This is a genomic window from Klebsiella sp. KTE92 (assembly GCF_000398905.1).
GTDB lineage: Bacteria > Pseudomonadota > Gammaproteobacteria > Enterobacterales > Enterobacteriaceae > Klebsiella > Klebsiella variicola.
On record NZ_KB976100.1, the window covers coordinates 1,635,517 to 1,651,192 of the forward strand.

Annotated in this window: 10 protein-coding genes; 5 read left to right on the plus strand and 5 right to left on the minus strand. The window is 58.5% G+C overall.

Features of this window, described 5'->3' with window-relative positions; all coding sequences use genetic code 11:
• Positions 1–16: 16 nt before the first annotated feature.
• Positions 17–2,296: an ATP-dependent Clp protease ATP-binding subunit ClpA gene (clpA, locus tag A1WC_RS17470; RefSeq protein WP_012542332.1), complete on the plus strand. Its 2,280-nt coding sequence runs from the start codon at positions 17–19 to the stop codon at positions 2,294–2,296.
• 118 nt (positions 2,297–2,414) lie between these two features.
• On the opposite strand, the gene infA is transcribed toward clpA, so the two are convergent.
• The 5 genes from infA to trxB all read right to left on the minus strand — a co-directional run bounded on the left by infA (position 2,415) and on the right by trxB (position 8,300).
• A complete protein-coding gene (gene infA / locus A1WC_RS17465; RefSeq protein ID WP_001040187.1) occupies positions 2,415–2,633 on the minus strand; it encodes a translation initiation factor IF-1 in 219 nt (72 codons plus the stop codon).
• Between the two features lie 351 nt (positions 2,634–2,984).
• The gene (gene aat / locus A1WC_RS17460) at positions 2,985–3,689 is read right to left on the minus strand and encodes a leucyl/phenylalanyl-tRNA--protein transferase (RefSeq protein WP_008805841.1); all 705 of its coding nucleotides are present in this window, start codon (positions 3,687–3,689) and stop codon (positions 2,985–2,987) included.
• 39 nt (positions 3,690–3,728) lie between these two features.
• Entirely contained in the window at positions 3,729–5,450 is a 1,722-nt protein-coding gene (gene cydC, locus A1WC_RS17455) for a heme ABC transporter ATP-binding protein/permease CydC (protein WP_016160559.1), read from the minus strand.
• Positions 5,451–7,217, minus strand: coding sequence for a heme ABC transporter permease/ATP-binding protein CydD (cydD, locus tag A1WC_RS17450; protein WP_016160560.1), 1,767 nt, complete (start codon positions 7,215–7,217; stop codon positions 5,451–5,453).
• 114 nt (positions 7,218–7,331) lie between these two features.
• Positions 7,332–8,300 (minus strand): thioredoxin-disulfide reductase, encoded by a 969-nt coding sequence (trxB, locus tag A1WC_RS17445; RefSeq protein WP_012542328.1) that lies wholly within the window; start codon positions 8,298–8,300, stop codon positions 7,332–7,334.
• Positions 8,301–8,832: 532 nt separating this feature from the next.
• Here trxB and lrp point away from each other — a divergent pair.
• The 4 genes from lrp to rarA all read left to right on the plus strand — a co-directional run bounded on the left by lrp (position 8,833) and on the right by rarA (position 15,667).
• Positions 8,833–9,327, plus strand: a complete 495-nt coding sequence (lrp, locus tag A1WC_RS17440) for a leucine-responsive transcriptional regulator Lrp (RefSeq protein ID WP_000228469.1) — start codon at positions 8,833–8,835, stop codon at positions 9,325–9,327.
• A gap of 135 nt (positions 9,328–9,462) precedes the next feature.
• Positions 9,463–13,581, plus strand: coding sequence for a DNA translocase FtsK (ftsK, locus tag A1WC_RS17435; protein WP_016160561.1), 4,119 nt, complete (start codon positions 9,463–9,465; stop codon positions 13,579–13,581).
• Positions 13,582–13,703: 122 nt separating this feature from the next.
• Complete coding sequence (gene lolA / locus A1WC_RS17430; protein ID WP_004201368.1) at positions 13,704–14,315, plus strand: outer membrane lipoprotein chaperone LolA; 612 nt, start codon at positions 13,704–13,706, stop codon at positions 14,313–14,315.
• A gap of 8 nt (positions 14,316–14,323) precedes the next feature.
• Positions 14,324–15,667: a replication-associated recombination protein RarA gene (gene rarA / locus A1WC_RS17425; RefSeq protein ID WP_012542326.1), complete on the plus strand. Its 1,344-nt coding sequence runs from the start codon at positions 14,324–14,326 to the stop codon at positions 15,665–15,667.
• Positions 15,668–15,676 lie beyond the last annotated feature (9 nt).

Consider the following 15,676-nt stretch of genomic DNA (forward strand, 5'->3'; position numbering starts at 1 on the left):
ATTGGGGGAGGTGCCTATGCTCAATCAAGAACTGGAACTCAGTTTAAATATGGCTTTCGCCAGAGCGCGCGAGCACCGTCATGAGTTTATGACCGTCGAGCACTTGCTGCTGGCTCTGCTAAGCAACCCCTCGGCCCGTGAGGCCCTGGAAGCGTGTTCAGTGGACCTGGTGGCATTGCGTCAGGAACTTGAAGCCTTCATCGAACAAACCACACCCGTCCTGCCAGCCACGGAAGAAGAGCGCGACACCCAGCCGACGCTGAGCTTCCAGCGTGTGCTGCAGCGCGCCGTCTTCCACGTGCAATCTTCTGGCCGCAGCGAAGTGACCGGCGCCAACGTACTGGTGGCCATTTTCAGCGAGCAGGAGTCGCAGGCCGCTTACCTGCTGCGTAAACATGAAGTCAGCCGACTCGATGTGGTGAACTTCATTTCTCATGGTACACGCAAAGACGAGCCGAGCCAGTCTTCCGATAACAGCGGAAGCCAGCCTGGCAATGAAGAGCAAGCCGGCGGGGAGGAACGTATGGAAAACTTCACCACCAACCTCAATCAGCTTGCTCGCGTCGGCGGCATTGATCCCCTGATCGGCCGTGAAAAAGAGCTGGAGCGTGCGATTCAGGTCCTGTGCCGTCGCCGTAAAAATAACCCATTGCTGGTGGGTGAATCCGGCGTCGGTAAAACTGCGATCGCCGAAGGCCTTGCCTGGCGCATTGTGCAGGGCGATGTGCCGGAAGTGATGGCCGACTGCACCATCTACTCGCTCGACATTGGCTCTTTGCTGGCAGGGACCAAATATCGTGGCGATTTTGAAAAACGTTTCAAAGCGTTGCTCAAACAGCTGGAGCAGGATACCAACAGCATCCTGTTTATTGATGAAATCCACACCATTATCGGTGCGGGGGCGGCTTCTGGCGGCCAGGTCGATGCGGCTAACCTGATTAAACCGCTGCTTTCCAGCGGCAAGATCCGGGTGATCGGCTCCACCACCTACCAGGAGTTCAGCAACATCTTTGAGAAAGATCGTGCGCTGGCCCGTCGTTTCCAGAAGATCGATATCACCGAACCGTCGGTGGAAGAGACGGTGCAGATTATCAACGGCCTGAAGCCGAAGTACGAAGCGCACCATGACGTGCGTTATACCGCTAAGGCGGTGCGTGCGGCGGTTGAGCTGGCGGTAAAATACATTAACGATCGTCATCTGCCGGATAAGGCAATTGACGTCATTGACGAAGCGGGCGCGCGGGCGCGCTTAATGCCGGTCAGCAAGCGTAAGAAAACGGTCAATGTGGCGGATATCGAGTCAGTGGTGGCGCGGATTGCGCGGATCCCTGAGAAGAGCGTCTCCCAGAGCGATCGCGATACGCTGAAAAACCTTGGCGACCGTCTGAAAATGCTGGTCTTCGGTCAGGATAAAGCCATTGAGGCGCTGACCGAAGCCATCAAAATGGCGCGCGCCGGGCTGGGCCATGAGCACAAGCCGGTTGGGTCATTCCTGTTCGCCGGGCCTACCGGGGTCGGGAAAACCGAAGTGACCGTGCAGCTGGCGAAGGCGCTGGGTATTGAGCTGCTGCGTTTTGACATGTCCGAATATATGGAACGTCATACCGTCAGCCGTTTAATCGGGGCGCCTCCGGGCTACGTTGGCTTCGATCAGGGCGGGCTGCTGACCGATGCGGTGATTAAACATCCGCACGCGGTGCTGCTGCTTGATGAGATCGAAAAAGCGCATCCGGATGTGTTCAACCTGCTGCTGCAGGTGATGGATAACGGTACGCTGACCGATAACAACGGGCGTAAAGCGGACTTCCGCAACGTGGTGCTGGTGATGACCACTAACGCCGGGGTGCGGGAAACTGAGCGTAAATCGATTGGCCTTATTCAGCAGGACAACAGTCCGGATGCAATGGATGAGATCAAGAAGATCTTTACGCCGGAGTTCCGTAACCGCCTCGACAACATTATCTGGTTCGATCATCTCTCTACCACGGTGATCCATCAGGTTGTCGACAAGTTTATCGTCGAGCTGCAGGTCCAGCTGGACCAGAAAGGCGTCTCCCTGGAAGTCAGTCAGGAAGCGCGCGACTGGCTGGCGGAGAAAGGTTACGACCGGGCGATGGGTGCACGTCCAATGGGACGCGTCATTCAGGACAACCTGAAAAAGCCGCTGGCGAACGAGCTGCTGTTCGGCTCGCTGGTCGATGGTGGCCAGGTGACAGTGTCTCTGGACAGCGCGAAGAATGCGCTGACCTACGATTTCCAGAGCGCGCAGAAGCACAAACCGGAAGCCGCCCACTAAAGCGATGTCTTCAACGTAAAAACCGGCCCTGGGCCGGTTTTTTTTTGCCGGCGGCAGATATGAAAAGACCGGGAATTATCCCGGCCTTCAGCATCTGACGCCTTAAGGGCGAAAACAATCAGCGACTACGGAAGACAATGCGGCCTTTGCTCAGGTCGTACGGGGTCAGCTCAACAGTCACTTTGTCGCCCGTCAGAATGCGGATGTAGTTTTTACGCATTTTACCGGAAATATGCGCAGTTACCACGTGACCGTTTTCCAGTTCTACGCGGAACATAGTGTTAGGCAACGTTTCAAGTACGGTGCCCTGCATTTCAATATTGTCTTCTTTGGCCATCTAGTCCTCTGGGGTATCACTACCGTAGTTTTGAACCGGCAAGATAATGCCGAAGTTCATCATGTAAGTAAAGTTTTACGTATCTACCCTGAATCATTCGCCTTGCCGCAAGGTGCGCAGTCAGCACACCGGCAACGGATATATGACGGGTATGAATCGCCGAAGTAGTTTTGGCGCATTGCCCGGAACACACACGGCTATGCCGCGTGACAGGCGCAAACGTAAAGGGGAGTGACAGAACGATGGGCGTTATCTGACTCTTATTATTCCCAAACGGCGGCGGGGCAACAGGCAGAAGCTACTCTACCGCGCAATTATACCATCCTGACGCAAAATGTGCTGAAAACATTTTTATTGCGCGCCCGGAAATAGCACCCGCGGCACCCAAAATAGCTCGGGCAGGCGGTAGCCGCGTAATACTGACAGGTAGTCAAGATAATCGCGGCGGGGAATATCCACCGCGCCTAATGAGGCGGTATGGTTGTTCAGTACCTGGCAGTCGATTAATTTACCACCACTCTGCGTAAAAGCCTGACAGAATACCAGCAGCGCGGTTTTGGAGGCATTTTCTGCCCGGCTGAACATCGATTCGCCGCAAAACAGCGCCCCCTGCGCCACGCCGTACATTCCACCTACCAGCGTATTCTCTTGCCAGACTTCAATGGAATGGGCATGGCCCAGCTCATGGAGTTGGTGATAGGCGCGAACGATACTGCTGGTTATCCAGGTGCCTTCGTCACGATCGCTGGCGCAGCCTTCAATGACCTCACCAAAGGCATGATTCAGCGTGACGCGATAAGGCGAACGCTGATGAAAACGCTTCATGCTGCGGCTGAGATGAAACTGTTCCGGCCAGAGCACCGCCCGGGGATCGGGCGACCACCAGAGGATCGGGTCGCCCGGAGAAAACCAGGGGAAAATACCGCGCTGATAGGCCATCAGCAGACGTGCCGGGCTCAGATCGCCGCCGAGCGCCAGCAGGCCGTTAGGTTCACGGAGGGCGCCTTCCGGGGAAGGGAAGGCGATAGAATGCCGGGAGAGCTGAACCAGACGCATTTTAACCTCAATACGCATCAGCAAAAATTAGATAATAGCCTACAGACGCTGTTTAAACTGGAAGTACCGGCCCTGTTTAGCGAGCAGATCCGCGTGACTACCTTGCTCAATTATCTGGCCGTTGTCCATGACTATTATCTGATTAAAACGCGCCAGGCCCCGCAGGCGGTGAGTCACCATCAGCACGGTTTTCTCGCGCATCACTTCCGCCAGAAGATGCAGGATCTGGCTTTCGGTGGCCGCATCCAGGCCTTCTGTCGGCTCATCGAGCAGCATCAGCGGCGCATCGTGGAGCAGTGCGCGGGCAATCGCCAGCCGGCGCAGTTCGCCGCCGGATAGCTGGCGCCCGCCTTCCCCCAGCCAGCTGTTCAGTCCGCCATCTTCCAGCAGTTTTTCCAGCCCCACTTTCTCGAGGGTCGCGCAGAGCGCGGTATCGTCAGCGTCTGGCGCCGCCAGCAGCAGGTTGTCGCGCAGCGTAGCGCTGAACAGGTGGACGCGCTGCGGCACCACGCTCATCGTCTGGCGCAGGGTGGCTTCGCTGAGCTGGGACAGCGGCTGGTCGTTGAGCAAAATCTCTCCCCGCGTTGGATCCCAGGCCCGGGTGAGGAGTTGCAACAGCGTAGACTTTCCGCAGCCGGTCCGGCCAAGAATGGCGATATGCTCTCCGGCGGCAATCTGCAGGGAGATATTCTCCAGGGCGGGGGAGGGCTGGTGCGGATAGCGGAAGGTAACCTGCCTGAAGGTTAAGGCCACCTGCGCAGGCACGCTGGCTTCACCCTCGACGAAAGTGACCTCCGGCTGCTGGTCGGTGATCTGCGAAATCCGCCGTGCGGAGGCGATCACCTGACCTAAATGCTGGAAAGCGCCAGTGACTGGCGCCAGGGCTTCGAAGGCCGCCAGGGCGCAGAAAACAAACAGCGCGATCAGCGCCCCTGTCTGGCTGTTACCCCCGATGCCGGCGGACGCCAGCCAGAGCATGGCCACCACGGCGATGCCGCCGATTAACAGCATTACTGCCTGCGAAAGCGCGGTCAGCTCGGCCTGACGGCGCTGTGCGTCCTGCCAGCTGAGCTCGGTCTTTTCCATTTGCGCGCGGTAGCGGTCGCTGGCGTTAAACACCATCAGCTCTGCCTGGCCCTGTAGCCAGGCAGTGAGCTGTTGGCGATACTGGCCGCGCAACTGCGTCATACTTTCGCCGGCTGGTTTACCTGCGCGATAGAACAGCGGCGGCATAACCAGCAGGGTGACCAGCATAATGCCGCCGAGCGTCAGCGCAAGGGTAACGTCGAGCAGGCTTAATCCGCAGGTGACCACTACAATCACCACCAGCGCGCCGACCAGCGGTGAAATCACCCGCAGGTAGAGATGATCCAGGGTATCGACATCGGCCACCACCCGGTTGAGCAGTTCACCCTGGCGAAAGCGCGCCAGCCCCGCGGGAGAGAGGGGGAGTAGTTTGCTGAAGGTGAAGACGCGCAGATGCTGCAGCACGCGGAAGGTCGCGTCATGACTGACCAGACGCTCGAAGTAGCGCCCGGCGGTACGGATAATCGCCGCGCCGCGGACGCCCGCGGCAGGCAGCATATAGTTAAAACTGTAGATCCCGGCGACACCCACCACCGCTGAGGCGGAGAGGAACCAGCCGGAGAGCGTCAGCAGGCCGATGCTGGCCAGCAGAGTCACGATGGCCAGCACGACGCCGAGCAGCAGCATCCATTTATGGCGTTTATAGAGCGCCAGATAGGGTAAAAGTGCGCGCATTTAAATCTCCTCCTGACGATGGGCCAGCAGCGCCGAGAAGACCCCACCGGCACGGGCCAGCGTGGCGTAGTCGCCTTGCTCGATAATCTGTCCGTCCTGCATGACCCAGACGGAATCCCAGTCAGCCAGTCCCTCGAGCTGGTGGGTGACCAGCAGCGTGGTTTGCTCGGTGGAGGCATGGGTCAGGGCCTGCATCACCCGTTGTTCGCTATGGGCGTCGAGGCTGGCGGCGGGTTCATCCAGCAACAGCAGGCGGCAGGGCACCAACAGCGCGCGAGCAACCGCGATACGCTGCGCCTGACCTACCGACAGACGACCCGCCTGATCGCCCACGGCGGTATGGATCCCGTCCGGCAACAGGGCGATAAACTCACTGACCCAGGCCTTGTCCAGCGCCAGCCGAAGCTGGGCATCGCTGGCTTCGGGCCATGCCAGCAGCACATTTTCCCGCAGCGTGGCGGCAGGTAGTTGAGGATTCTGTCCCACCCAGCTTAACAGGCGGCGCCAGCGATCGGCGTCCAGTTCGCGCAGCTCTGCGCCGTTCACCTTCAGCGAGCCCTCGTAGGGCAAAAAGCCGAGCAGTGTGTTCAGCAGCGAACTTTTCCCGGAGCCGCTCTGACCCACCAGCACAACGCGTGCGCCAGCAGGCAGTGAAAAGTTAAGCGGCCCGGCCAGGACTTTACCTTCCGGAGATTTGATCACCAGATCGCGCGCTTCCACGCCAATCAGATCGTTATCATTTAAGGTTTTTTCGCCGCGCTCCACCTGGGTCAATGGGGTTTCCATAAACGTTTTCAGGCTGTCTGCGGCGCCCACGGCCTGGGCTTTGGCATGGTAGAAAGTGCCCAGGTCACGTAACGGCTGGAAAAATTCCGGAGCGAGGATCAGCGTCAGGAAGCCTGCCATCAGCGTGACGCCCGCGCCATAGTGGCCGAAGTTCAGCTCGCCAAGGTAAGAGAAGCCAAAATAGACCGCCACCAGCGCAATGGAGAGGGAGGTGAAAAACTCCAGCACCCCGGAGGAGAGGAAGGCCAGACGCAGGACTTCCATGGTGCGTTGGCGAAAATCCTGCGAGGCGTCGCGAATATTATCGATTTCTGCCTGACCGCGGTGAAAAATACGCAGGGTTTCCATGCCGCGCAGGCGATCGAGGAAATGGCCGCTCAGGCGGGCCAGCGCCTGGAAGTTACGCCGGTTGGCATCGGCGGCGCCCATCCCGACCAGCGCCATGAAAAGCGGGATCAGCGGGGCGGTGCCGAGGAGGATCAATGCGGCGGCCCAGTTAATCGGGAAAATAGTGATAACGATCAGCAGCGGCACGCAGGCCGCCAGCGTCATCTGGGGCAGGTAGCGCGCATAATAATCGTGCATATCATCGATCTGCTCAAGGATAAGCGTTGCCCAACTGCCGGCCGGTTTGCCCTGGATCCAGGCGGGGCCCGCCTGCTGGAGGCGGTCGAGAACCTGACGGCGAATTTCATAGCGGATATGCTGCCCGGCCTGAAAACCAACCCGCTCACGCAGCCAGACCACCCAGGCGCGCAGCACAAAGACCAGTACCAGCAGCGTCAGCGGCAGCAGCAGGGCGGTTGCCGGAATATTTTCCATCACCATCCGGTGCAGGATCCGCGCCAGGAACCAGGCCTGCGCGACGATCAGCAGACCGCTTGCCACGCCAAGCAGGCGGGAAATCATCAACCAGCGACGGGAGATAATACTTTGCTGTTTTAACCAGCGGGTTAACTCTTGTTGACGGGTTTTATTCATTGCGCGCTTTGCAGGTATCGTTATGGGAATATTGGGCACGGCAATGTTACATCGCGGCAAAAATAAAGGCGACTTTTCGTCGCCTTCTTTACCTTTGTTACTGACTTGTAAAGATTATTTGCAAGCGTCGGCCAAACCGTCCAGGTAACGCTCGGCGTCCAGCGCCGCCATGCAGCCGGTGCCAGCGGAGGTGATCGCCTGACGATAGATATGGTCCATGACATCGCCAGCGGCAAATACGCCCGGGATACTGGTTTGCGTGGCGTTGCCGTGAATCCCGGACTGCACTTTGATATAGCCGTTTTCCAGTTCCAGCTGACCTTCAAAGATGGCGGTGTTCGGGCTGTGGCCAATGGCAACGAACAAGCCTGCCACTTCCAGAGACTCGACGTTGTCGCTGTTTTTGGTATCGCGCAGGCGCAGGCCGCTGACGCCCATCTGGTCGCCGGTCACCTCTTCGAGGGTGCGGTCGGTATGCAGCACGATGTTGCCGCTCGCCACTTTATCCATCAGACGTTTGATGAGGATTTTTTCCGCGCGGAAGGCGTCGCGGCGGTGGATCAGATGCACCTCAGAGGCAATATTGGACAGATACAGAGCCTCTTCAACCGCGGTGTTACCGCCGCCGATCACCGCCACTTTCTGATTGCGATAGAAGAATCCGTCACAGGTGGCGCAAGCTGAAACGCCACGGCCTTTAAACGCCTCTTCCGATGGCAGACCGAGGTAGCGCGCCGATGCGCCGGTGGCAATGATCAGCGCATCACAGGTGTACTCACCGCTATCGCCTGTCAGACGGAACGGACGGTTTTGCAGATCGACGCGGCTGATGTGGTCGAAAATAATTTCCGTTTCAAATTTCGCGGCATGCTCGTGCATGCGCTCCATCAGCAGCGGGCCGGTGAGATCGTTAGGATCGCCCGGCCAGTTTTCCACTTCCGTCGTGGTGGTCAGCTGACCGCCTTTTTCCATCCCGGTGATCAGCACCGGCTGCAGGTTGGCGCGTGCGGCATAGACCGCCGCGGTGTATCCCGCAGGTCCAGAACCAAGGATAAGCAGTTTACTGTGTTTGGCTGTGCCCATGAGATCCCCATAATAATTGGCATACATTGGGCAGAGATTGTAGGGAATTTGTTGTCGTAAAAAAAGAGCGCAGCGATTTTGTTAACGATGTGTGCAATAGAAGCGACCGATGAATTGGCGATTTTACCGGCAAAGAATATAACTATTTCTACTGTCAGCGGGACAATTATAAGACGAAAAAATGAGAATCAACTAGGGGGGATGATGAATATCTGGCATCTTGTACTAAAAATCGATGTTTTACTTTGACAATCCCCTGTGCTTTTGCGAAAACATTCATGGAAGAAGAAAAGCAGTATTTAGCGTGCGGCGAATTTTCATGCACGCAAATGCCATTTTTATCCGGGTTAACGAAATCTACGCATGGTGTGGACAGACGCCATGCGTGATGTCGGTGACTGCCGTCAGGCAACGGGCTTCTCACGTACCCCTGGGTTACCCATTGTCGTACGGGTAATAACAGGATGGGCTCTGGCAGTGAAGGCACAGAGCCGGAACAGGAGTAGGGAAGGAATACAGAGAGACAATAATAATGGTAGATAGCAAGAAGCGCCCTGGCAAAGATCTCGACCGCATTGATCGTAACATCCTGAATGAATTGCAAAAAGATGGGCGAATTTCTAACGTCGAGCTTTCTAAACGGGTGGGACTTTCTCCGACGCCTTGCCTTGAGCGCGTGCGTCGTCTTGAAAGACAGGGTTTTATTCAGGGCTATACGGCGCTGCTCAACCCGCATTATCTGGATGCATCACTTCTGGTATTTGTTGAGATTACTCTGAATCGTGGCGCACCGGATGTGTTTGAGCAATTTAACGCCGCAGTGCAAAAACTTGAAGAAATTCAAGAGTGTCATCTGGTTTCCGGTGATTTCGACTACCTGTTGAAAACCCGCGTACCGGATATGTCAGCGTATCGTAAATTACTGGGCGAGACCTTGCTGCGCCTGCCGGGCGTAAACGACACCCGTACCTACGTGGTGATGGAAGAAGTCAAGCAAAGTAATCGTCTGGTTATTAAGACGCGCTAACACGGAACAGGTGCAAAATCGACGTAGTTTGATTACACTCCTGTTAATCCATACAGCAACAGTGCCGGGGAGACCCGGCGCTGTTGTCCGTTTTAGCAGCAGGCAGGAAACAGCCTGATACCTGGAGAGCCTTTCTTGAGCCAGGAATACACCGAAGACAAAGAAGTCAAACTAACCAAACTCAGCAGCGGGCGCCGACTCCTTGAGGCGATGCTCATCCTTTGCTCCCTCTTCGCCATCTGGCTGATGGCGGCACTACTGAGCTTTAACCCCTCGGATCCAAGCTGGTCGCAGACGGCGTGGCATGAGCCTATTCATAATTTAGGCGGCGCCCCCGGTGCGTGGCTTGCCGATACCCTCTTTTTCATTTTTGGCGTCATGGCCTACACCATCCCGGTCATCATTATTGGCGGATGCTGGTTTGCCTGGCGGCATCAGGAAAACGACGAATACATTGATTATTTCGCCGTTTCCCTGCGCCTCATTGGCGCGTTAGCCCTGATCCTGACCTCCTGTGGTCTGGCAGCCATTAACGCCGATGATATCTGGTACTTTGCCTCGGGCGGAGTGATCGGCAGCCTGCTGAGCACCACGCTGCAACCGCTGCTGCACAGCAGCGGCGGCACCATCGCCCTGTTATGCATCTGGGCGGCCGGCCTGACGCTGTTCACCGGTTGGTCGTGGGTCAGCATTGCGGAAAAATTGGGCGGCGGGATCCTGTCGGTACTCACCTTTGCCAGCAACCGTACCCGTCGCGATGATACCTGGGTCGATGAAGGCGAATACGAAGATGACGATGAAGAGTACGACGACGAAGAGGCGGCAACCCCTCAGGAGTCGCGTCGTGCCCGTATTTTACGCAGCGCGCTGGCGCGACGTAAGCGTCTGGCCGAGAAGTTTACCAACCCCATGGGGCGTAAAACCGACGCGGCGCTTTTCTCCGGCAAACGGATGGATGACGGTGAAGAGGCGGTGCAATACAGCGCCAGCGGTGCGCCTGTCGCCGCCGACGATGTACTGTTTTCCGGCGCCAGCGCGGCACGTCCCACAGAGGATGATGTGCTGTTCTCCGGCGCCAGCGCCGCGCGCCGTGGAGATTTCGACCCTTACGATCCGTTGCTGAATGGTCATAGTATCGCTGAGCCCGTGGGCGCAGCGGCGGCGGCCACTGCCGCGCCACAGGCGTGGGCTGAATCCGCGGCTGGCCATCAGGGCGCTGCGCCTGCTTATCAGCCGGAAGCGGGTTACCCGCCGCAGGCGTACCAGCCAGAGCCGGCGCCGTATCAGCAGCCGGTTTATGCTTCGCATGCTGGTCAGCCTGCGCCGCAGGCGTATCAGCCAGAGCCGGCGCCGTATCAGCAGCCGACTTACGATCCGTATGCCGCTCAGCCTGCGCCGCAAGGGTATCAGCCAGAGCCGGCGCCGTATCAGCAGCCGACTTACGATCCGTATGCCGCTCAGCCTGCGCCGCAAGGGTATCAGCCAGAGCCGGCGCCGTATCAGCAGCCGACTTACGATCCGTATGCCGCTCAGCCTGCGCCGCAAGCTTATCAGCCAGAGCCGGCGCCGTATCAGCAGCCGACTTACGATCCGTATGCCGCTCAGCCTGCGCCGCAAGCTTATCAGCCAGAGCCGGCGCCGTATCAGCAGCCGACTTACGATCCGCATGCCGCTCAGCCTGCGCCGCAGGCGTATCAGCCGCAAAGCGCGCCAGTGCCGTCACCGGAGCCAGAACCAGAGGTTGCGCCGGAAGAGGTGAAACGTCCACCGCTCTATTACTTCGAAGAAGTCGAAGAGAAGCGGGCACGTGAACGCGAGCTGCTGGCCTCCTGGTATCAGCCAATTCCGGAGCCGGAAAGTCCGATTGCCACTAAACCGCTGACGCCGCCAGCCTCCTCGTCCAAACCGCCAGTGGAGACAACCGTGGTCTCTGCGGTCGCGGCAGGGGTGCATCAGGCAACGGCCGCCAGCGGCGGCGCGGCAGCGGCAACCTCGGCGACGGCCGCATCCGCTGCGGCTGCGCCATTGTTCAGCCCGGCATCCAGCGGACCGCGGGTCCAGGTGAAAGAAGGTATTGGTCCAAAACTACCGCGACCAAACCGCGTTCGTGTCCCGACGCGTCGGGAGCTGGCCTCTTACGGCATCAAGCTACCGTCGCAACGGGAGGCGGAACAGCGTGCGCGGCAGGCGGAGCGCGACCCCCATTATGACGATGAGCTGCTCTCGGATGAGGAAGCGGATGCTATGGAGCAGGATGAACTGGCTCGCCAGTTCGCCGCCACCCAGCAGCAGCGCTATGGCCATCGCTGGGAAGACGATAACGCGACTGATGACGATGACGCCGACACTGCGGCGGAAGCGGAGCTGGCGCGCCAGTTTGCCGCCACCCAGCAGCAGCGCTACGCCGCTGAGCAGCCGCCGGGCGCTAATCCGTTCTCGCCGGCGGATTATGAATTCTCGCCGATGAAAACGCTTGTCAATGAGGGGCCGAGCGAGCCGCTGTTTACGCCGATGCCGGAAGTCCAGCCGCAACAACCGGCCCCGCACTATCAACAACCGGCCGCCGCTCCGCAGCAGGGTTATCAACCTGCGCAGCACCAGCCGGTACACCCTCAGCCAGTGCCGCCGCAGCCTTACCAGACTGCACCGCAGCCCGTGCAGCAGCAACAGCCGGTTGTCCCGCAGGGGCAGCCTGCCGCGCCCGCGCCGCAGGAGAGCCTGATCCACCCGCTGCTGATGCGCAATGGCGATAGCCGTCCGCTGCAAAGACCGACCACGCCGTTGCCGTCGCTGGATCTGTTAACCCCACCACCCAGTGAAGTCGAGCCGGTGGATACCTTTGCTCTCGAGCAGATGGCGCGACTGGTGGAAGCACGTCTGGCCGATTTCCGCATTAAAGCGGATGTGGTGAACTACTCGCCGGGGCCGGTGATCACCCGCTTCGAACTGAATCTGGCGCCTGGCGTCAAAGCGGCTCGAATCTCTAACCTGTCACGCGATCTGGCGCGTTCGCTGTCGACGGTTGCCGTGCGCGTGGTGGAAGTGATCCCGGGTAAACCGTATGTCGGTCTTGAGCTGCCGAATAAAAAGCGTCAGACCGTCTATCTGCGTGAAGTGCTCGACAACGCCAAGTTCCGCGATAACCCATCGCCGCTGACCGTGGTGCTGGGTAAAGATATCGCTGGCGACCCGGTGGTAGCTGACCTGGCGAAAATGCCGCACCTGCTGGTTGCCGGTACTACCGGTTCCGGTAAGTCAGTCGGTGTGAACGCCATGATCCTCAGCATGCTCTACAAAGCGCAGCCGGAAGATGTGCGTTTCATCATGATCGACCCGAAAATGCTCGAGCTGTCGGTCTACGAAGGTATTCCGCATCTGCTGACGGAAGTGGTCACCGACATGAAAGACGCCGCCAATGCGCTGCGCTGGAGCGTCAACGAGATGGAGCGCCGCTACAAGCTGATGTCAGCGCTGGGCGTGCGTAACCTGGCGGGCTATAACGAGAAGATCGCCGAGGCCGCGCGCATGGGGCGTCCGATTCCGGATCCGTACTGGAAGCCGGGCGACAGCATGGATGCCGTACATCCGGTGCTGGAAAAACTGCCGTATATCGTGGTGCTGGTGGACGAGTTCGCCGACCTGATGATGACCGTCGGCAAGAAGGTGGAAGAGCTGATTGCCCGTCTGGCGCAAAAAGCGCGTGCGGCGGGGATCCACCTGGTGCTGGCGACGCAGCGTCCGTCGGTAGATGTTATTACCGGCCTGATTAAGGCCAACATTCCGACGCGCATCGCCTTTACCGTGTCGAGTAAAATTGACTCGCGTACCATTCTCGATCAGGGCGGCGCGGAATCGCTGCTGGGTATGGGGGATATGCTTTACTCCGGACCGAACTCTACCACGCCGGTGCGCGTCCACGGGGCATTTGTACGCGACCAGGAAGTCCACGCTGTGGTTCAGGACTGGAAAGCCCGCGGCCGTCCGCAGTACGTCGATGGCATTACCTCCGACAGCGAAAGCGAAGGCGGCGGCGGTGGTTTCGACGGTGGTGAAGAGCTGGACCCGCTGTTCGATCAGGCGGTCAGTTTTGTGACTGAGAAGCGCAAAGCGTCGATTTCCGGGGTCCAGCGTCAGTTCCGCATTGGCTATAACCGGGCAGCACGCATTATCGAACAGATGGAAGCGCAGGGGATCGTCAGCGAACAGGGCCATAACGGTAACCGCGAAGTGCTGGCGCCGCCGCCCTTTGAATGAGTGCAAAGTTGGGTAAATAAGCGCAAAATCAGCCAATTCTTCTGTTCCGCCGCCGTCGGCGGTCCTACATTAGGGACAGAAGAGGCTCCCGCGTCGGGAGTGACGCACATTAAGGAATAACAATGAAAAAACTCGCAATCACCTGTGCATTACTGTCTGGTATGGTCGTCAGCCAGGTCTGGGCAGATGCGGCCAGTGACTTAAAAAGCCGTCTTGATAAAGTGAGCAGTTTCCATGCCAGCTTCACGCAGAAAGTCACCGACGGCAGCGGTAACGCCGTCCAGGACGGACAGGGCGACCTGTGGGTAAAACGTCCGAACCTGTTTAACTGGCATATGACCCAGCCAGATGAAAGCGTTCTTGTCTCGGATGGCAAAACGCTGTGGTTCTACAACCCGTTCGTTGAGCAGGCTACGGCGACCTGGCTGAAAGATGCTACCAGCAACACGCCGTTTATGCTGATTGCCCGCAACCAGTCCAGTGACTGGCAGCAGTACAATATCAAACAAAACGGCGATGATTTTGTGCTGACGCCGAAAAGCGGCAGCGGTAACCTGAAGCAGTTCACGATCAACGTCGGTCGGGACGGCACCATCCATCAGTTCAGCGCCGTCGAGCAGGATGACCAGCGCAGCAGCTATCAGCTGAAGTCGCAGCAGAACGGCGCCGTCGACGCATCTAAGTTCACCTTTACGCCGCCGAAAGGGGTGACGGTGGACGATCAACGTAAGTAGAGGCGAAAGTGAGCAATCTGTCGCTCGATTTTTCCGACAACGCGTTTCAACCTCTGGCCGCTCGCATGCGGCCAGAAAATTTAGCGCAGTATATTGGCCAGCAGCATCTGCTGGCGCCGGGTAAACCCCTGCCGCGGGCGATTGAAGCCGGGCATCTGCATTCAATGATCCTCTGGGGGCCGCCGGGCACCGGCAAGACCACCCTCGCGGAAGTGATTGCCCGCTACGCCAGCGCCGATGTCGAACGGATCTCGGCGGTGACCTCAGGGGTGAAAGAGATTCGCGAGGCTATTGAGCGCGCGAGGCAAAATCGCAACGCCGGCCGGCGGACCATCCTGTTTGTTGACGAAGTGCATCGCTTTAATAAAAGCCAGCAGGATGCCTTTCTGCCCCATATTGAAGACGGCACCATCACTTTTATTGGCGCGACCACCGAAAACCCCTCCTTTGAGCTTAATTCAGCGCTGCTCTCCCGCGCCCGCGTCTACTTACTGAAATCGCTGACCACCGACGATATCGAGCGGGTGCTTGACCAGGCGATGAACGATAAGTCCCGCGGCTACGGCGGGCAGGATATTATTCTGCCGGAAGAGACCCGCAAGGCCATCGCCGAACTGGTGAACGGCGACGCGAGGCGGGCGCTGAATACCCTGGAAATGATGGCTGATATGGCCGAGAGCGATGACTCGGGCAAGCGGGTGCTGAAGGCGGAACTGCTGACCGAGATCGCTGGCGAGCGCAGCGCGCGCTTTGATAACAAAGGCGACCGGTTCTACGATTTGATTTCTGCTCTGCATAAGTCGGTGCGCGGTAGCGCGCCGGATGCGGCACTTTACTGGTATGCGCGGATCATCACCGCCGGCGGCGATCCGCTGTACGTTGCCCGCCGCTGTCTGGCGATAGCCTCGGAAGATGTCGGCAACGCCGACCCACGGGCGATGCAGGTCGCCATTTCGGCGTGGGATTGCTTTACCCGCGTCGGGCCGGCGGAAGGCGAACGGGCGATTGCCCAGGCCATTGTCTATCTGGCCTGCGCGCCGAAAAGCAACGCCGTCTACACCGCCTTTAAAGCGGCGCTGTCCGACGCGCGGGATCGTCCTGACTACGACGTTCCGGTGCATCTGCGCAATGCGCCGACGAAGCTGATGAAAGAGATGGGTTACGGACAGGAGTATCGTTACGCTCATGACGAACCCAACGCCTACGCCGCCGGCGAGCAGTACTTCCCGCAGGAAATGGCGCAAACGCGCTATTATCACCCGACAAACCGGGGGCTTGAGGGCAAAATTGGCGAAAAGCTCGCCTGGCTCGCTGAACAGGATCAAAATAGCCCGATAAAACGCTACCGCTAATTGAGGCGT

Coding starts and splice junctions, on each gene's coding strand:
- clpA (WP_012542332.1), top strand. CDS start 17: ATGCTCAATCAAGAACTGGAACTCAGTTTAAATATGGCTTTCGCCAGA.
- lolA (WP_004201368.1), top strand. CDS start 13,704: ATGAAAAAACTCGCAATCACCTGTGCATTACTGTCTGGTATGGTCGTC.
- lrp (WP_000228469.1), top strand. CDS start 8,833: ATGGTAGATAGCAAGAAGCGCCCTGGCAAAGATCTCGACCGCATTGAT.
- trxB (WP_012542328.1), bottom strand. CDS start 8,300: ATGGGCACAGCCAAACACAGTAAACTGCTTATCCTTGGTTCTGGACCT.
- cydD (WP_016160560.1), bottom strand. CDS start 7,217: ATGAATAAAACCCGTCAACAAGAGTTAACCCGCTGGTTAAAACAGCAA.
- aat (WP_008805841.1), bottom strand. CDS start 3,689: ATGCGTCTGGTTCAGCTCTCCCGGCATTCTATCGCCTTCCCTTCCCCG.
- cydC (WP_016160559.1), bottom strand. CDS start 5,450: ATGCGCGCACTTTTACCCTATCTGGCGCTCTATAAACGCCATAAATGG.
- infA (WP_001040187.1), bottom strand. CDS start 2,633: ATGGCCAAAGAAGACAATATTGAAATGCAGGGCACCGTACTTGAAACG.